Here is a 17,772-nt window from a genome sequence, read left to right on the forward strand (position 1 = left end):
GAAGCAAACCTGCACAGGCCTGATATCAGGCGCTCTTACACGTTCTTTCATTTGATACAAAGGTATTGACGCTTACTGAAACTGTATTACAAAAATGGCGGGAACGCAGATACAAAAAACCCCCGCTTTTCAGCGAGGGTTCAAATTTTGGTGGAGCTAAGCGGGATCGAACCGCTGACCTCTTGCATGCCATGCAAGCGCTCTCCCAGCTGAGCTATAGCCCCACGATGCTTTTACGTACCAGATTTGTTGGGATTCAAATTTGGTGGAGCTAAGCGGGATCGAACCGCTGACCTCTTGCATGCCATGCAAGCGCTCTCCCAGCTGAGCTATAGCCCCGTCACGTAAAGCTTGTCGAGTTGACGGGCGGCATCATATGAATTCCCTTCGCATGTGTCAACGGCAAAATGCCACCGGCAAATTCAATCGCTGAAAAAGCAGGCAAATGAAGAACATTGCGTAACAACTCGCATTTAGTAGTTAAACGCGTCACGGTTTCAACTAAAATGATGCTATAAAGTGAACCGCTAATTAACCATACGACTATTCAGGGAATCGTTATGTTCAAGGAACGGATGACGCCAGAAGAACTCGCTAATCTGACCGGTTACAGCCGACAAACCATCAATAAATGGGTACGCAAGGAAGGCTGGACGACGTCGCCCAAACCAGGCGTACAGGGAGGAAAAGCCCGGCTGGTACACGTTAATGAGCAGGTTCGCGAATATATCCGCAGCGCCGAGCGTTCTGCGGAGGGAGCATCGGAATCCTTTTCGTTAACCAGCGATACCTCTCTTGAATCGCTGCTGGTCACGCTGGCCAAAGAGATGACGCCATCTGAACAGAAGCACTTTACGTCTTTGCTTTTGCGTGAAGGGATTACCGGTTTGTTACAACGCTTAGGGATTCGCGATAGCAAATAATATGAAAAAATTACGCAGCAAAATGACGACCGAAGAGTTGGCGGAGTGCCTTGGCGTCGCCAGACAAACCGTTAATCGGTGGATCAGAGAACAAGGATGGGAAACTGAAAAGTTTCCGGGCGTAAAAGGCGGTCGGGCAAGGCTCATTCACATTGATGCTCGCGTACAGGAATTTATTCTTAACATCCCTGCCTTCCGCAACCATTCTGCGTTTTATCAGGCGGAGGAGCCGCTTGCCGAATACAGCCACGTTGTGCGCAGCCACGCCTATCGCCAGATTATTGATGCCGTGGAGAACATGTCGACCAAAGAGCAGGAAAAGCTGGCGCAGTTTCTGTCGCGAGAAGGCATACGCGGTTTTCTCGCCCGTTTGGGTCTTGATGAATCATAGGCCCAATAAGCACAACGCCATCGGGCAACAGGCCGGATGGCGGCGCAACCCCCATCCGGCCTACGGTTAATACACCTTACTGCTGATTTTCACGTTCCGCGATAAAAGCCAGCGCTTTATTGATGCGCTCAATGCTGCGGGATTTACCAATCGCATGCACCGTGACGTCCAGCGCCGGAGACTGGCCTGCGCCAGTGACGGCAACGCGCAGCGGCATACCGACTTTACCCATCCCCACTTCCAGCTCATCGGCTGTCGCCTGAATTGCATGGTGTACGTTTTCTGCGCTCCACTCTGTGATGGCCGCCAGCTTATCACGCACCACTTCCAGCGGCTGACGCGCGACCGGGCGCAGGTGTTTTTTCGCCGCATCTGCGTCGAACTCAGCAAAGTCCTCATAGAAATAGCGGCAGCTTTGCGCCATCTCTTTCAGTGTTTTGCAGCGTTCGCCCAGCAGTTTCACCAGTTCAGCCAGCTGCGGGCCGTTACGGGTATCGATATTCTCCTGCTCAATGTGCCATTGCAGGTGCGTTGCCACATATTCCGGCGCCAGAGAATTGATGTAGTGATGGTTCAGCCACAGCAGTTTGTCAGTGTTGAACGCACTGGCGGATTTGCTCACAGCATTCAACGAGAACAGCTTGATCATCTCTTCACGGGTGAAGATCTCCTGATCGCCGCTGGACCAGCCCAGACGCACCAGGTAGTTCAGCAGCGCTTCCGGCAGGTAGCCGTCGTCACGATACTGCATCACGCTGACCGCGCCATGACGCTTGGACAGTTTTTTACCGTCGTCGCCGTTGATCATGGAAACGTGCGCGTACACCGGAACCGGCGCGTTCAGCGCTTTCAGGATGTTAATCTGGCGCGGCGTGTTGTTGATATGGTCTTCGCCACGAATCACATGGGTGATTTCCATATCCCAGTCATCCACAACCACGCAGAAGTTATAGGTCGGGGAACCGTCGGTACGACGAATGATCAGATCGTCCAGCTCCTGGTTGCTGAATTCGATCGGCCCACGGATCTGGTCGTCAAAAATAACGGAGCCGTCCTGCGGGTTGGCAAAACGCACAACGCAAGGCTCATCGTCAGAATGATGTTCGTGACCATGACGGCAGCGGCCGTCGTAACGCGGCTTCTCGCCTTTCGCCATTTGTTCTTCGCGCAGTGCTTCCAGACGCTCTTTGGAGCAGTAGCATTTATATGCCGTACCCGCTTCCAGCATCTCATCAATCACCGCGTTGTAACGATCAAAACGTTTGGTCTGGAAATACGGGCCTTCATCCCATTCCAGGCTCAGCCAGTTCATACCATCCATAATGGCTTCAATAGCTTCCGGCGTGGAGCGTTCGAGATCGGTGTCTTCAATACGCAGCACAAACTCACCGCCGTGGTTACGTGCAAAAAGCCAGGAGTAAAGAGCAGTACGCGCGCCGCCGACGTGCAGATAGCCTGTCGGGCTTGGCGCGAAGCGAGTTTTGATTTTCATGAAATGGCCTTACGTTTATTAAAGATGCCGACAACCGGCAAATCCGGGAAAGATTATCAGGCTGGTATTCTATCACCGTGGTCTGATTCCTCAATGTTGTTCGGGTTGGAACATCACGCTTTGCGATTTTCGTATACAAATCATGCTGAACGGAGTAATTCGCGATCGTTTTGTTTAAATTTACGACGAACGGACAATTTCTTTAGAAAATGCGTTGACTCATTTTCAACTCTCCCTATAATGCGACTCCACACAGCGGGGGTGATTAGCTCAGCTGGGAGAGCACCTCCCTTACAAGGAGGGGGTCGGCGGTTCGATCCCGTCATCACCCACCAACTACTTTACGTAGTCTCCGCCGTGTAGCAAGAAATTGAGAAGTGGGTGATTAGCTCAGCTGGGAGAGCACCTCCCTTACAAGGAGGGGGTCGGCGGTTCGATCCCGTCATCACCCACCACTTTCTCGCCAGCTGAATTTCTTGCAGTAAAATGAAGTACCGAAGTGGGTGATTAGCTCAGCTGGGAGAGCACCTCCCTTACAAGGAGGGGGTCGGCGGTTCGATCCCGTCATCACCCACCACTTCGGGTCGTTAGCTCAGTTGGTAGAGCAGTTGACTTTTAATCAATTGGTCGCAGGTTCGAATCCTGCACGACCCACCAATGTAAAAAGGCGCCCTAAAGGCGCCTTTTTGCTATGCGCGATATTTATATGCCTGATGACGCTTCGCTTATCAGGCCTACGGGTCTTGTAGGCCGGATAAGGCGCTTGCGCCGCCATTCGGCAATGCTCAACGAATCAGCGCATCAATCAACTTCGTTAATGCCGGTGTTGCCTGCTGCGGCTCGTAAACAATATACAAATCTGCCGGAATACGTTCTTCCAGAGGGCGGAACACCACGCCCGGCCAGTTCATCTGCGCATAACTGTCTGCGATTAACGTAATGCCAATCCCCATGCTGATCATCGCCAGCACCGTTTGCGGCTCCATAACTTCACGCACTATCATCGGCGTAAATCCGGCCTTCTGACAAACACGTTGCAAAAATGCCCAGTCGGTATGAATCGAAGGCATGGTAACGAAATATTCGTTGCGTAACGCATCAAGAGGGATCGCCGGGCAGCAAGCCAGAGGGTGATCTTCCGGCATCGCCACCAGAAATGCGGATTCATGTAAGCGCAGGCTGGTAAATCCCTCCGTCGGTTCGATCGCCATCCGCCAGATGCCAGCATCCAGCTCACGTCGCTCCAGTAACGCCATCTGCATCGCAGGCATTTTTTCGCGAAATAACACCTCGACATTGGGGTTCTCTTTCAAAAAACGGCGCATCACAGGACGCATTTTCCCCCACATCGCCGTGCCCACAACGCCCAGTTCAATGCGCCCTGCCTCACCGCGTCCGATCTGTTCCACGCGCGCAAATGCCTGATTCGCGCTGAACAACAAACGCCGCGACTCTTCCATGAGAATTTTCCCCGCATGCGTTAACGCCACGCTGCGGGAATGGCGAACAAACAACGGCGTGCCGAGCTGATTTTCCAGCTCTTTGACATGAATACTCAGAGGAGGCTGAGACATATTCAGACGCGCCGCCGCCCGGCCAAAATGCAGCTCCTCAGCAACAGCGAGAAAATAGCGCAATAATTTAAGATCGATACGATGTACGCGTTCCATGATTATTGCGCTCCACAGATAAGGAATAATGCGCAACGTTAGCACATTTGTCTCAGGGACGTTGAAACGGCGGGCAGGCGCCCCGCCGTTTCAGCCGTTAGTGCGCCAGTGGTTTCGCCAGCCATTTTTCTGGCTCATGTTTATATTTGAAAAACAGCGCAAAAATCACTGCCAGCGCCAGCGCATAAGCGGCGAATACCAGCCAGATGGTCTGCCAGTCTTTCACGCCTTCCACCGAGAAGTAGTCCACGGCGATACCACTCAAAATTGACCCGACCCAGGCGCCTACGCCATTGACCATAGTCATAAACAGCCCCTGCGCACTGGCGCGGATCGTCGAACTGACTTCCTGCTCAACAAATACCGATCCTGAAATATTGAAAAAGTCGAAAGCGCAACCGTAAACAATCATTGACATCAGCAGCAGCACAACGCCAAACGGGGATGGATCGCCAAACGCAAAAAAGCCAAAGCGCAGCGTCCATGCCAGCATACTCATCAGCATCACGGTTTTAATGCCAAAGCGTTTCAGAAAGAACGGGATAGTCAGAATGAAACCCACTTCAGCCATTTGGGAAACAGACAGCAGGATGGAGGGATATTTCACCACAACGCTGTCAGCAAACGCCGGATTGCGGGCAAAATCGTGCAGGAAGGGATTACCGAAAACATTCGTAATTTGCAGCACAGCCCCTAACATCATCGCAAACAAAAAGAAAATCGCCATTCGCGGATTTTTGAATAAGACAAACGCATCCAGCCCCAGTTTGCTGGCAAGCGTGGCGGACGTATTCTTCTTCGCCACCGGAATTTTCGGTAGCGTAAAGGCATACAGCGCCAGTAACAGCGAAGCGCCAGCGGCAATGTACAGCTGCGCGCTGCTTAGCTCCAGCCCCATCAGGCTGACCGTCCACATAGCGATAATAAAGCCCACGGTGCCAAAGACGCGAACGGGCGGGAATGCAGTAACCGGGTCCTGGCCGGACTGCGCCAGACAGGCGTAAGAAACGCTGTTGGATAAGGCAATAGTCGGCATATAGGTCATTGCATTAATTAACATTATCCAGAACATCGCATCCGGGTCGGTCACGGTCGTGGCATACAACAACGCACCGGCGCACACCAGATGGCAGAGCATATATGCACGCTCGGCACGCAGCCATTTATCGGCGACGATCCCCATAATGCCCGGCATAATAATCGCCGCCAGCCCTTTTGAGCTGTAAATCATTCCAACGTTAGCGCCAGTAAAATGTAAGGTGTTAATCATGTAAGAACCCAGGGTCACCAGCCAGCTTCCCCAGATAAAATATTGTAAAAACGACATGACTTTTAAGCGGGACGTAATACCCATTTTTTCGTTCCTTGCCGTAAAGTACGGCCCTGCAAGCAGGGCCATTATTATTTTGTGTTTTAAGCCAGTTGGCGTAAGAAGCCGCAAATCAGATTGATGAAGTTCTGCCGGGAAAGCTCAGCCGCCGCCAGCGTTTGCGCATGGGACAGTTTCACATCACCCAGCCCTTCCGCCAGATTGGTGATCGCGGATACGGCCACCACCTTTAGTCCGCAATGACGCGCGCTAATCACCTCCGGGACGACCGACATTCCCACCACGTCGCCACCGATGATCTGCATCATGCGAATTTCCGCCGCCGTCTCAAAGTTCGGCCCCGGATAAGAGACAAACACCCCTTCGTGAAGCGTGAAACCCTCTTCCCCTGCAACGCGCTGGAGAATGGCGCGGTAATCCGCATCGTAGGCATTGGCCAGCGAGAAGAAGCGATCGCCAAAACGTTCGTCGTTCATTCCCACCATCGGCGTGCCCGGCATCGTATTGATATGATCGCTCAACGCGACCAGACTGCCTGGCCCGACTTCCGGGCGTAGGGAGCCAGCGGCGTTAGTGCAAAACAGCAGTTCACAGCCCAGCAGTTTCAGGGTACGGATCGCGTCAGTCATGATCGTCATGCCGCGACCTTCGTAAAAGTGCCCACGGCCTTTCATACATGCCACCGGGACTCCAGCCAGATTCCCCAGCACCAGTTCCCCCGCATGCCCGTGAACGGTACTGACCGGAAAACCAGGCAAACGCGCATAAGAAATTGCCACCGCGTCTTCAATTTGCTCCGCCAGCGCTCCCAGACCGGAGCCAAGAATGAAAGCAACACGCGGGGTAAAATCAGGCTTGTGCGCGCGAATGATGTCAGCGCTGTACCAGGGATTCTGCGAAAAAAGGGTGTGGGTCATAAGAGGTCCTTAAAAACGGAATAATCGATAAATACGTTGGGTACGTCGTTGTTATAACGAGAGTAACCAACCGATTACCAATACCGTTTTCCCGGACGATCGATATAAAATGTATATTGATACGTAAAATAAAATGGTCAGACTTTGCCTGATTTGCCCACCAGAAATGGCAGGGACTGCTGAAGGTCTGTTCACCTCTGCCGATATTAATGTTTTAAGGCAAGAGGAAATGGTAATGACGACGATCAACACTTCAGTCTCCGCCGTTCAGAGCGGCAGCACGGGCAGCAAAGCCGCTACCGGTAACGATCTGTCTGCGCAAATCTCACGCATCACGCAGCAAATTACAAAGCTTACACAGCAGCTCAAAGAGGTTGCTGACGGCAGTGGCAGCACAGAAGAGAAACAAAAGCAGCAGGAACTGATACAGACGCAAATTAAAATGTTGCAGGCGCAGCTGGCGCAATTACAGCGCCAGCAGGCAGAAGAAACGCAGCAGAAGCAGGAGCAGAAACAACTCAGGGCCGAAGGTGTCAACGCGCCTTCCGACGATCACCAAATTGATGTTTATATCTGATACAACGGATCGCGTGCACGGCCAGCGGTAAGTTCACTGGCCTGCATGCGCACGACGTCCCACAGCGCCTGAGCCGCCGTAGAGAGCGACCGGTTCTTGCGTCTCGCCAGCATCAACTGCCTTTCAACGACGGGCGTCAGCCGTTTCACCTGCAAATGACTTCCCTGGGGCAGCGGCAACGCCAGCGCGGGCAACACGCTGATGCCAATCCCCGCCTCCACCATCGGAAACAGCGTTGCGGGATGCCCAATCTCCTGCACGATCGTGGCATCAATGGCAAAATGCGCGAAAGCCGCGTCAATCAACGGGCGGCTGCCGGAGGCGTAATCCTGTAATACCAGCCGCTCATGTTTAAGATCCTGCCAGTTAACCCACTCCCGCTGCGCTAACGGACTATCCTGGCGACACAACAGCAAAAAGGGTTCAGACAGCACGGCTTCACATTGCAAATCCGAAACAGCCCCGGGATCGATGACAATGCCAAAATCCACATCCCCCTGACGAATGCTCTCCAGCACCCACTGCTGGGGACGATCGTGCAGTACAAAATCAATTTCCGGGTACAGCTGGTTACTCTGCGCGATGCACTGCGGGATAAGATGCGCAGAAATCGTCTGGCTGGCCGCCACGCGCACGGTGCCGGTTAACTGCGTCCCCACTCTTCCGGCTTCCCGCAGAGTACTGTGCAGTTCATCGAGAACACGCTCCAGACGCCCCGCCAGCTGCTGACCCGCTTCCGTCAGCGTCACTTCTCGCGTGGTGCGATCCAACAGCTTAACTCCCGTCTGCCGTTCCAGCTCTTTTACGCTGTGGCTCACCGCAGACTGACTCAGACCAATGACGTCTCCTGCCCGACTAAAGCTTTTAGCCTGAGCGACGGTGACAAAGATACGAAGTTGACGCAGAGAATAATTCATCTGTTAAATTCATATATAGATGCAATAAATCAATTTTATTTCTCAAACGGAAAAAAGCAAAATACCTGCATCGACTTTCAGGAGTTTTTATGAAACTTTTTCGTATTCTTGATCCGTTCACGCTGACGCTTATCACCGTCGTTTTGCTGGCCTCCTTTTTTCCGGCCAAAGGGGATTTCGTTCCGTTTTTTGAAGGCTTAACCACCGCCGCGATTGCGCTGCTGTTTTTTATGCATGGCGCAAAACTCTCACGCGAAGCCATTATCGCGGGCGGCAGCCACTGGCGGCTGCACCTGTGGGTAATGTGCAGCACCTTCATCCTGTTTCCGGTTCTCGGGGTGTTATTTGCCTGGTGGGCGCCCGTCAATGTCGATCCCATGCTGTATACCGGTTTCCTGTACCTGTGTATTTTGCCCGCGACCGTACAGTCTGCCATCGCCTTTACCTCTCTGGCGGGAGGAAACGTCGCGGCAGCCGTCTGTTCGGCATCGGCCTCCAGCCTGCTGGGGATTTTTCTTTCGCCGCTGCTCGTCGGCCTGGTGATGAATATCCACGGAGCGGAAGGCAGCCTGGAACAGGTCGGCAAAATCATGCTGCAACTGCTGCTGCCGTTTGTGCTGGGGCACCTGTCGCGTCCGTGGATTGGCAACTGGGTCGCGCGTCATAAAAAGTGGATTGCGAAAACGGACCAGACCTCCATTCTGCTGGTCGTCTATTCCGCATTCAGCGAAGCCGTCGTTAACGGTATCTGGCACAAAGTGGGATGGGGCTCGTTGTTGTTTATTGTCGTCGTCAGCCTTGTGCTGCTGGCGATTGTCATTGGCGTTAACGTGTTTGCCGCCCGCAGGTTCGGATTCAACAAAGCGGATGAAATAACCATTGTTTTCTGCGGGTCGAAAAAGAGTCTGGCGAACGGTATCCCGATGGCCAATATCCTGTTTCCCACCTCAGTGATTGGGATGATGGTGCTGCCGTTGATGATCTTCCATCAGATCCAGTTGATGGTCTGCGCGATGCTGGCGCGTCGCTACAAACGCCAGACTGATAAGTTGCAGGCGCAGCAAGAAGGCCGCGCCGCGAAGGCTTAAAGAGGTCGTTTCAGGGGCTGCACCAGCTGCGTCAGCCCCTCGGTTTTAATCAGCAGCGTGATTTGCATCAGCTCGCCCAGTCTTCCCGCCGGAAATTCATCCTTACGGGCAAACCACAGCAAATACTCCTCCGGCACATCAATGAGCCGACGCCCTTTGTACTTGCCGAACGGCATCACCGTGTTGGCTATCTCAATCAGCTGCTCTTTTTCCATGTCAGACACCCAGTAAGCGGAGCATCTCTGCTTCGTCGATCACGTCAATCCCCAGTTCCTGCGCTTTCGCCAGCTTAGATCCCGCCGCTTCGCCCGCAATCACCAGATCGGTTTTCTTCGATACGCTGCCCGCCACTTTCGCCCCCAGCGCCACGAGGCGCGCTTTCGCATCATCTCGCGACATCAGGCTGAGGCTGCCCGTCAGGACGATCGTTTTACCGGCAAACGGGCTGTCGATTTCGTCGGCGTTAACCACGATCGGCGCAGGCCAGTGAATGCCTTCCGCCAGTAACTGCCCGATCACATCCCGGTTACTCTCTTCAGCAAAGAAGTTAAAGACGTGCGTAGCGACCACAATGCCGACATCCGGCACTTTTTGCAGTTCGTCGATAGAGGCCGCTTCCAGCGCCTCTAACGTACCGAAGTACGCCGCCAGCCCTGCCGCCGTGGCTTCGCCCACTTCGCGGATACCGAGCGCATAGAGGAATCGCGCGAAGGTGGTCTCTTTCGCTTTTTCCAGCGCATTCACCACATTCTGCGCCGATTTCGGCCCCATACGATCCAGGCCCGTCAGTTTGCCTGCCGTCAGACGGAACAGATCTGCCGGGGTGTGGACATACTCTTTCTCGACAAGCTGGTCGATAATTTTATCGCCCATGCCATCAACGTCCATTGCCCGGCGGGAAACAAAGTGCTTGAGCGACTCTTTGCGCTGCGCGCCGCAGATCAGGCCGCCGGTACAGCGAGCGACCGCTTCGCCTTCCACACGCTCGACATCAGAACTGCACACCGGGCAATGCGTCGGGAACTCGACCGGGCGCGTCTCTTCCGGGCGTTCGGAAAGCACCACGTTCACCACCTGCGGGATCACATCCCCCGCGCGGCGAATCACCACTTTGTCGCCAATGCGCAGGCCAAGACGCTCAATTTCATCCGCGTTGTGCAAGGTGGCGTTGCTGACCAGCACACCCGCAACATGCACCGGTTCGAGACGGGCGACGGGCGTGATCGCGCCAGTCCGCCCCACCTGGAACTCTACATCGCGTACAAACGTCATTTGCTCCTGCGCCGGGAACTTAAAGGCCACCGCCCAGCGCGGCGCGCGGGCGACGAATCCAAGCTGTTCCTGCAACGCCATCGAGTTGACTTTAATCACCACGCCGTCAATGTCAAAACCCAGCGTCGGGCGGTCTTCTTCCACTTTGTGATAGAAGTCCAGCACCGCTTCGGGAGAGTCGCACAGCGTCACCCGGTCGCTTACCGGAAGCCCCCAGGCTTTGAATTGCAGCAAGCGCCCCAGATGCGTATCGGGCAGTTCGCCACCTTCCAGAATGCCGACGCCGTAGCAAAAGAAAGTGAGTGGTCGCTTCGCGGTAATACGCGGATCAAGCTGGCGCAACGACCCCGCCGCAGCGTTACGCGGGTTGGCAAACACTTTATTACCGGTGCGGCGCGCCTCTTCATTAATTTTTTCAAACCCGGCCTGCGGCAGGAAAACTTCGCCACGAACCTCCAGACGCGCCGGAATGTTATCGCCGCGCAGCTTCAGCGGAATAGCGCGAATGGTACGCACATTGGAGGTGATGTCCTCGCCGGTCGTTCCATCGCCACGCGTTGCCGCGCTGATCAGCACGCCGTTTTCATACAGGATGCTGACTGCCAGGCCGTCCAGCTTCAGCTCGCAGCACCAGGTCAGTTTATCGCCGCTTTTTAGCCGATCCTGCACGCGCTTGTTAAACGCCAGAAAACTCTCTTCATCAAACACGTTGTCCAGCGACAACATGGGCACTTCGTGGCGAATCTGGCTGAACGCCGCCAGCGGCGCCGCTCCGACGCGTTGGCTCGGGGAGTCCGGCGTAATTAAATCTGGATGCTGCGCTTCCAGCTCGCGAAGTTCGCGCATCAGACGGTCATACTCAGCGTCCGGGATCTCCGGCGCATCCATCACATGGTAAAGATACTCATGATGGCGAAGCGTGGTTCGCAGTTCTGTCAGTTGTTGTTCGATTGATTCCATATCGCACCATCAATGATAAAAAACCCCCGACAGGCGGGGGTTCAGAAAGGGGGGGATCACGCCTGGGTTTCTCAGGCGTTGGATTCTTTCACTTCGCGAATGCGATCCTGATATTCACGCAGTTTCTGCGGCGTCATCATCCGGCGCTGGTCATCAAGCACCACGCCGCCGACTTCATCAGCGATATGCTGCGCAGACTGGAGCATCAGCTTAAAGTTTTGCAGCTCGTCGCCGTAAGAAGGCACCTGCATAAAGATAGTGACCCCCGGCGTGGAGAAATCACCGGTCATTTCAGGATCAAACGTTCCCGGGTTCACCATGTTGGCCAGGCTGAACAGCGCAGGGCCGCTGCCATCCGGGCTCAGGTGGCGATGGAAAATATTCATATCGCCAAATTTGAAGCCCGCTTGCTGGATGCTGTTCAGCAGCACTTCGCCGCTAAGCTCGCTGCCATGATGAGCGGCGACGTTCATAATAATGACCGCTTCTTTACGCTGCGGTTTTTCCGCGACAGGCGCTTCTTCCACTACTGGTTCAGGTGCTGGCGCAGGCTCTGCGACAGGTTCCGCTGGCTGGAAAGTCTGCGGAGCAGGCTGAGGCGCAGGTTGCTGTGGCGCTGGCTGAACAGGCTGTTGCGGCGCAGACTGAACCTGCGGCGCTACCGGCTGTTGCTGTACTGGCTGCTGCACAGGCTGTGCCGGTTGTTGTGCCGGTTGCGGTTGCGACGGCTGCCCATACTGCGGCCGTTGCTGCGGCTGCGCTGGCGCTTCAGGCGGCTGCTGAGCCGGTTGACGAGGCTGCGCAGACGCATAAGGCGGCTGGTATTGGTGTTGCGGCGACTGACGAGGTGCATCATGCTCCTGAGCGTTGCCGGGGGCATGATTCACGCGGTGAACACGAACTTCACCCACGCCTTCCTCTTCTTCGACGTCATCGTCGTAAGAATCGTCGTCACGTTTTGACTTCATGCGTTTCAGTGGACGATCGCGGAACATAGAAGATCGTTCTTTACGGCTGGTCCAGAAACCATGTACCAGTAAAGCGATTATGGCGATCGCGCCAACAATGATTAATATCAGACGCAAATCCTGCATCATTATATTCTCTGTTGTTCTAACACCTTGCCACCACGGCAAACATTTACTCACTAAGAGTATTTGCCGATTACGTCAAGTGCAAGTGCGCTCTTGGCTTTCACAGCATAAAGATGAACGAAATCGTGCTTTTTGCTGTTTTTTCGAACATTTCTTAACTGGCGAACGCGTCACAACCCGGTAAGATACGCAAAGTTTACCCGGGGCTTTATTAAAGGAGCATATCCTGATTATGGTGTCATCATCCGCAACTGCACCTCGCAGCGGCTTTTACTATTTCTCACAGGGGTGGAAACTGGTCACGCAACCGGGGATCCGTCGCTTTGTTATTTTGCCGTTACTGGTAAACATTTTGCTGATGGGCGGCGCATTCTGGTGGCTGTTTACGCAACTGGACGTCTGGATCCCTTCGCTGATGAGCCACGTTCCCGACTGGTTGCAGTGGTTAAGCTATCTGCTGTGGCCCATTGCGGTCATCTCGGTTTTACTGGTCTTCGGCTATTTCTTTTCAACCATTGCCAACTGGATCGCCGCCCCTTTCAATGGGCTGCTGGCGGAACAGCTTGAGGCGCGCCTGACCGGCGCAACGCCGCCAGATACCGGCGTACTGGGTATTATGAAAGATGTGCCGCGCATTATGAAACGCGAATGGCAAAAGTTCATCTGGTATCTGCCGCGCGCCATTGTGCTGTTAATTCTCTATTTTATTCCAGGAGTCGGGCAAACCGTCGCCCCGGTGCTGTGGTTCCTGTTCAGCGCGTGGATGCTGGCGATTCAGTATTGCGACTATCCCTTCGACAACCACAAAGTCCCGTTCAAAGAGATGCGCACCGCCCTGCGCACGCAGAAAGTCGCCAATATGCAGTTCGGCGCGTTAACCAGTTTGTTCACCATGATCCCGGTGCTTAACCTGGTGATCATGCCCGTCGCCGTGTGTGGCGCAACGGCGATGTGGGTTGATTGCTACCGTTCCATACATGGGTCATGGAAATGAATCACAGCACACTCATAAACCTGTAAAATAGTTGTATAAAAAAGGAGGGGCTTATGCCGCTCCTTATTCCATCTCGGTAGCCATTATTTCCCTTCCGAATATAGATATGCTAAATCCTTACTTCCGCATATTCTCTGAGCAGGTATGCTAGCCCATGTATCCCAATTTCATACAGTTAAGGACAGGCCATGAGTAAGATTTTTGAAGATAACTCGCTGACTATCGGTCATACGCCGCTGGTTCGACTGAACCGTATCGGTAACGGACGCATTCTGGCGAAGGTGGAATCACGTAACCCGAGCTTCAGCGTTAAATGCCGTATCGGTGCCAATATGATTTGGGATGCCGAAAAACGCGGCGTGCTGAAACCGGGCGTCGAACTGGTGGAACCGACCAGCGGCAACACCGGTATCGCGCTGGCTTATGTTGCTGCCGCGCGTGGCTACAAGCTGACGCTGACCATGCCAGACACCATGAGCGTTGAGCGTCGCAAACTGCTCAAAGCGCTGGGAGCGAACCTCGTACTGACCGAAGGCGCGAAAGGCATGAAAGGCGCTATCCAGAAAGCGGAAGAGATTGTCGCCAGCGATCCAGAAAAATACCTGCTGCTTCAGCAGTTCAGCAACCCGGCTAACCCGGAAATTCACGAAAAAACCACCGGCCCGGAAATCTGGGAAGATACCGATGGTCAGGTCGATGTCTTTATCTCCGGCGTCGGCACCGGCGGTACGCTGACAGGCGTCACCCGCTACATCAAAGGCACCAAAGGCAAAACGGACCTCATTACCGTAGCAGTAGAACCGACCGACTCTCCGGTTATCGCACAGGCGCTGGCTGGTGAAGAACTGAAGCCCGGCCCGCACAAAATTCAGGGCATTGGCGCAGGCTTCATTCCGGGCAACCTCGATCTGAAACTGATTGATAAAGTTGTCGGTATCACAAATGAAGAAGCCATTTCCACCGCTCGTCGCCTGATGGAAGAAGAAGGTATTCTGGCGGGGATCTCTTCCGGCGCGGCCGTTGCGGCAGCACTTAAGCTCCAGGAAGATGAAACCTTTACCAATAAGAATATTGTGGTTATCCTACCGTCATCGGGTGAGCGTTATCTGAGCACTGCTTTGTTTGCCGATCTCTTTACTGAAAAAGAACTGCAACAGTAATGCCAGCATGTTAAAAACGCGTAAAAAAGCACCCTTTTGGGTGCTTTTTTGTGGCCTGCTTCAAATTTTCAACCCTCCTGGCATTGATTCACCCTGCCGGGTCTGGTATTTAACCAGACTAATTATTTTGATGCCCGAAATTAATCGTTACAGGAAAAGCGCTAGCTGAATCGATTTAATGATTTGGTTCAAGTCTTCCTTTCACGGCATAATGTTTAATGACGAGCGAAACGTCAGCGGCCAGCAGTTGCCAGCAACGGATTGCGCATAACACCTGGTGTGTCGCGTCCCGTTTACGCCGACGCTAACAATACAGGCTAAAGTCAAACCGCCAGGCTAGACTTTAGTTCCACAACACTAAACCTATAAGTTGGGGAAATACAATGTTCCAGCAAGAAGTTACCATTACCGCTCCGAACGGTCTGCACACCCGCCCTGCTGCTCAGTTTGTTAAAGAAGCGAAAGGCTTCACTTCTGAGATTACTGTGACTTCCAACGGCAAAAGCGCCAGCGCAAAAAGCCTGTTCAAACTACAGACTCTGGGCCTGACTCAGGGCACCGTTGTCACCATCGCTGCTGAAGGCGAAGACGAACAAAAAGCGGTAGAGCATCTGGTCAAACTGATGGCGGAACTCGAGTAAGTTCCCGGGTTCTTTTAAAAATCAGTCACAAGTAAGGTAGGGTTATGATTTCAGGCATTTTAGCATCCCCGGGTATCGCTTTCGGCAAAGCACTGCTGCTGAAAGAAGACGAAATCGTCATTGACCGGAAAAAAATTTCTGCCGACAAGGTTGATCAGGAAGTTGAACGTTTTCTGAGCGGTCGTGCCAAGGCATCTGCGCAACTGGAAGCGATCAAAACGAAAGCTGGTGAAACGTTCGGTGAAGAAAAAGAAGCCATCTTTGAAGGGCATATCATGCTGCTCGAAGATGAGGAGCTGGAGCAGGAAATCATAGCCCTGATTAAAGATAAGAACATGACGGCTGACGCAGCTGCGCATGAAGTTATCGAAGGTCAGGCCACTGCCCTGGAAGAACTGGATGATGAATACCTGAAAGAACGTGCGGCTGACGTGCGTGACATTGGTAAGCGCCTGCTGCGCAACATCCTGGGTCTGGCAATCATCGACCTGAGCGCAATCAAGGACGAAGTCATCCTGGTTGCCGCTGACCTGACCCCATCAGAAACCGCACAGCTGAACCTGCAAAAGGTGCTGGGTTTCATCACTGACGCAGGTGGACGTACCTCCCACACCTCTATCATGGCGCGTTCTCTGGAACTGCCGGCCATCGTGGGCACCGGTAACGTCACCTCTCAGGTGAAAAACGACGACTATCTGATTCTGGATGCCGTAAACAATCAGGTTTACGTCAACCCAACCAACGAAGAAATTGAAAAACTGCGCGCCGTTCAGGAGCAGGTTGCAACCGAGAAAGCGGAACTCGCTAAACTGAAAGATCTGCCGGCTATCACGCTGGACGGTCATCAGGTAGAAGTTTGCGCCAACATCGGTACCGTTCGTGACGTTGAAGGCGCAGAGCGCAATGGCGCGGAAGGCGTTGGTCTGTATCGTACTGAATTCCTGTTCATGGACCGTGACGCGCTGCCGACTGAAGAAGAACAGTTTGCGGCGTACAAAGCCGTCGCTGAAGCCTGCGGCTCTCAGGCGGTTATCGTCCGTACTATGGATATCGGCGGCGACAAAGAACTGCCGTACATGAACTTCCCGAAAGAAGAGAACCCGTTCCTGGGCTGGCGTGCGGTACGTATCGCGATGGATCGCAAAGAGATCCTGCGTGATCAGGTTCGCGCCATTCTGCGCGCCTCTGCGTTCGGTAAACTGCGCATCATGTTCCCGATGATCATCTCTGTTGAAGAAGTTCGCGCGCTGCGCAAAGAGATTGAAATCTACAAACAGGAACTGCGCGACGAAGGTAAAGCATTTGATGAAAGCATTGAGATTGGCGTAATGGTGGAAACACCAGCTGCGGCAACCATTGCTCGTCATTTAGCTAAAGAAGTTGATTTCTTTAGTATCGGCACCAATGATTTAACGCAGTACACCCTGGCAGTTGACCGTGGTAATGATATGATTTCACATCTTTACCAGCCAATGTCACCGTCCGTGCTGAACTTGATCAAGCAAGTTATTGATGCTTCTCATGCTGAAGGTAAATGGACTGGCATGTGTGGTGAGCTTGCAGGCGACGAACGTGCTACACTTCTGTTGCTGGGGATGGGTCTGGACGAATTCTCTATGAGCGCCATTTCTATCCCGCGCATTAAGAAGATTATCCGTAACACGAACTTCGAAGATGCGAAGGTGTTAGCAGAGCAGGCTCTTGCTCAACCGACAACGGACGAGTTAATGACGCTGGTTAACAAGTTCATTGAAGAAAAAACAATCTGCTAATCCACGAGATGCGGCCCAATTTACTGCTTAGGAGAAGATCATGGGTTTGTTCGATAAACTAAAATCTCTGGTTTCTGATGATAAGAAAGACACCGGAACTATTGAGATTGTTGCTCCGCTCTCTGGCGAGATCGTCAACATCGAAGACGTGCCGGATGTAGTTTTTGCCGAGAAAATCGTTGGCGATGGCATTGCTATCAAACCAACCGGTAACAAAATGGTCGCGCCAGTAGACGGCACCATCGGCAAAATCTTTGAAACCAACCATGCGTTCTCTATCGAATCGGATAGCGGCATTGAGCTGTTCGTTCACTTCGGTATCGACACCGTTGAACTGAAAGGCGAAGGCTTCAAGCGTATTGCTGAAGAAGGTCAACGCGTTAAAGTTGGCGATCCGGTAATTGAGTTCGATCTGCCGCTGCTGGAAGAAAAAGCCAAGTCTACCCTGACTCCGGTTGTTATCTCCAACATGGACGAAATCAAAGAACTGATCAAACTGTCCGGTAGCGTGACTGTGGGTGAAACCCCGGTTATCCGCATCAAGAAGTAATTCTTGCCGCAGGGAAAAATGGCG

At 53.2% G+C, this 17,772-nt stretch carries 17 protein-coding genes and 6 tRNA genes; 13 read left to right on the top strand and 10 right to left on the bottom strand.

The features are described 5' to 3' along the window. Window positions 1–148: 148 nt before the first annotated feature. Window positions 149–224, bottom strand: a tRNA-Ala gene (locus OGX93_RS19490). A 39-nt stretch (window positions 225–263) separates the two neighbouring features. Further along, a tRNA-Ala gene (locus OGX93_RS19495) sits at window positions 264–339 on the bottom strand. Between the two features lie 221 nt (window positions 340–560). On the opposite strand from OGX93_RS19495, the gene OGX93_RS19500 reads away from it, so the two are divergent. Further along, window positions 561–923, top strand: a complete 363-nt coding sequence (locus OGX93_RS19500) for a YfeC-like transcriptional regulator (protein WP_012131384.1) — start codon at window positions 561–563, stop codon at window positions 921–923. 1 nt (window position 924) lies between these two features. Continuing rightward, window positions 925–1,314, top strand: coding sequence for a MerR family transcriptional regulator (locus OGX93_RS19505; RefSeq protein ID WP_286449821.1), 390 nt, complete (start codon window positions 925–927; stop codon window positions 1,312–1,314). Between the two features lie 76 nt (window positions 1,315–1,390). Here the strand turns inward: OGX93_RS19505 and gltX are convergent, their stop codons facing one another. Next, on the bottom strand, window positions 1,391–2,806 hold the full coding sequence (gene gltX, locus OGX93_RS19510; protein ID WP_047462188.1) for a glutamate--tRNA ligase: 1,416 nt from the start codon (window positions 2,804–2,806) through the stop codon (window positions 1,391–1,393). A 259-nt stretch (window positions 2,807–3,065) separates the two neighbouring features. Between gltX and OGX93_RS19515 the strand changes: the two genes are divergently transcribed. The 4 genes from OGX93_RS19515 (at window position 3,066) to OGX93_RS19530 (ending at window position 3,463) form a co-directional block, all read left to right on the top strand. Further along, window positions 3,066–3,141, top strand: a tRNA-Val gene (locus OGX93_RS19515). 44 nt (window positions 3,142–3,185) lie between these two features. Then, a tRNA-Val gene (locus OGX93_RS19520) sits at window positions 3,186–3,261 on the top strand. 46 nt (window positions 3,262–3,307) lie between these two features. Next, window positions 3,308–3,383 (top strand) — tRNA-Val (locus OGX93_RS19525). A gap of 4 nt (window positions 3,384–3,387) precedes the next feature. Next, window positions 3,388–3,463, top strand: a tRNA-Lys gene (locus tag OGX93_RS19530). Window positions 3,464–3,591: 128 nt separating this feature from the next. Here the strand turns inward: OGX93_RS19530 and OGX93_RS19535 are convergent. The 3 genes from OGX93_RS19535 to xapA all read right to left on the bottom strand — a co-directional run bounded on the left by OGX93_RS19535 (window position 3,592) and on the right by xapA (window position 6,723). After that, the gene (locus tag OGX93_RS19535) at window positions 3,592–4,476 is read right to left on the bottom strand and encodes a LysR family transcriptional regulator (RefSeq protein ID WP_012131381.1); all 885 of its coding nucleotides are present in this window, start codon (window positions 4,474–4,476) and stop codon (window positions 3,592–3,594) included. Between the two features lie 97 nt (window positions 4,477–4,573). Then, window positions 4,574–5,830, bottom strand: coding sequence for a nucleoside permease (locus OGX93_RS19540; protein WP_199977505.1), 1,257 nt, complete (start codon window positions 5,828–5,830; stop codon window positions 4,574–4,576). Window positions 5,831–5,889: 59 nt separating this feature from the next. Beyond that, window positions 5,890–6,723 (bottom strand): xanthosine phosphorylase, encoded by an 834-nt coding sequence (gene xapA / locus OGX93_RS19545; RefSeq protein WP_047462182.1) that lies wholly within the window; start codon window positions 6,721–6,723, stop codon window positions 5,890–5,892. 235 nt (window positions 6,724–6,958) lie between these two features. Between xapA and OGX93_RS19550 the strand changes: the two genes are divergently transcribed. Further along, window positions 6,959–7,300: a FlxA-like family protein gene (locus tag OGX93_RS19550; protein WP_024130136.1), complete on the top strand. Its 342-nt coding sequence runs from the start codon at window positions 6,959–6,961 to the stop codon at window positions 7,298–7,300. Here OGX93_RS19550 and OGX93_RS19555 read toward each other — a convergent pair. Beyond that, window positions 7,291–8,217, bottom strand: a complete 927-nt coding sequence (locus tag OGX93_RS19555) for a LysR family transcriptional regulator (protein WP_012131376.1) — start codon at window positions 8,215–8,217, stop codon at window positions 7,291–7,293. The genes OGX93_RS19550 and OGX93_RS19555 overlap by 10 nt on opposite strands. 89 nt (window positions 8,218–8,306) lie before the next feature. Between OGX93_RS19555 and OGX93_RS19560 the strand changes: the two genes are divergently transcribed. Next, window positions 8,307–9,305: a bile acid:sodium symporter family protein gene (locus OGX93_RS19560; protein ID WP_012131374.1), complete on the top strand. Its 999-nt coding sequence runs from the start codon at window positions 8,307–8,309 to the stop codon at window positions 9,303–9,305. Here OGX93_RS19560 and OGX93_RS19565 read toward each other — a convergent pair. From OGX93_RS19565 to zipA, 3 genes are all read right to left on the bottom strand, one after another. Then, window positions 9,302–9,520 (bottom strand): DUF3820 family protein, encoded by a 219-nt coding sequence (locus OGX93_RS19565; protein WP_012131373.1) that lies wholly within the window; start codon window positions 9,518–9,520, stop codon window positions 9,302–9,304. The genes OGX93_RS19560 and OGX93_RS19565 overlap by 4 nt on opposite strands. A 1-nt stretch (window position 9,521) precedes the next feature. Then, a complete protein-coding gene (gene ligA / locus OGX93_RS19570) occupies window positions 9,522–11,537 on the bottom strand; it encodes an NAD-dependent DNA ligase LigA (protein WP_286449822.1) in 2,016 nt (671 codons plus the stop codon). 71 nt (window positions 11,538–11,608) lie between these two features. Next, window positions 11,609–12,634 (bottom strand): cell division protein ZipA, encoded by a 1,026-nt coding sequence (zipA, locus tag OGX93_RS19575; protein ID WP_012131371.1) that lies wholly within the window; start codon window positions 12,632–12,634, stop codon window positions 11,609–11,611. Window positions 12,635–12,863: 229 nt separating this feature from the next. Between zipA and cysZ the strand changes: the two genes are divergently transcribed. The 5 genes from cysZ to crr all read left to right on the top strand — a co-directional run bounded on the left by cysZ (window position 12,864) and on the right by crr (window position 17,748). Then, window positions 12,864–13,625: a sulfate transporter CysZ gene (cysZ, locus tag OGX93_RS19580; RefSeq protein WP_286449823.1), complete on the top strand. Its 762-nt coding sequence runs from the start codon at window positions 12,864–12,866 to the stop codon at window positions 13,623–13,625. Between the two features lie 188 nt (window positions 13,626–13,813). Further along, window positions 13,814–14,785, top strand: coding sequence for a cysteine synthase A (gene cysK, locus OGX93_RS19585; RefSeq protein ID WP_047462171.1), 972 nt, complete (start codon window positions 13,814–13,816; stop codon window positions 14,783–14,785). 383 nt (window positions 14,786–15,168) lie between these two features. Further along, complete coding sequence (ptsH, locus tag OGX93_RS19590; protein WP_005971891.1) at window positions 15,169–15,426, top strand: phosphocarrier protein Hpr; 258 nt, start codon at window positions 15,169–15,171, stop codon at window positions 15,424–15,426. Between the two features lie 44 nt (window positions 15,427–15,470). Continuing rightward, complete coding sequence (ptsI, locus tag OGX93_RS19595; protein WP_047462162.1) at window positions 15,471–17,198, top strand: phosphoenolpyruvate-protein phosphotransferase PtsI; 1,728 nt, start codon at window positions 15,471–15,473, stop codon at window positions 17,196–17,198. Between the two features lie 40 nt (window positions 17,199–17,238). Further along, window positions 17,239–17,748 (top strand): PTS glucose transporter subunit IIA, encoded by a 510-nt coding sequence (crr, locus tag OGX93_RS19600; protein ID WP_000522253.1) that lies wholly within the window; start codon window positions 17,239–17,241, stop codon window positions 17,746–17,748. Window positions 17,749–17,772: the final 24 nt, after the last annotated feature.

The sequence above is a fragment of the Citrobacter sp. CK195 genome (assembly GCF_030333365.1).
Lineage (GTDB): Bacteria > Pseudomonadota > Gammaproteobacteria > Enterobacterales > Enterobacteriaceae > Citrobacter_B > Citrobacter_B koseri.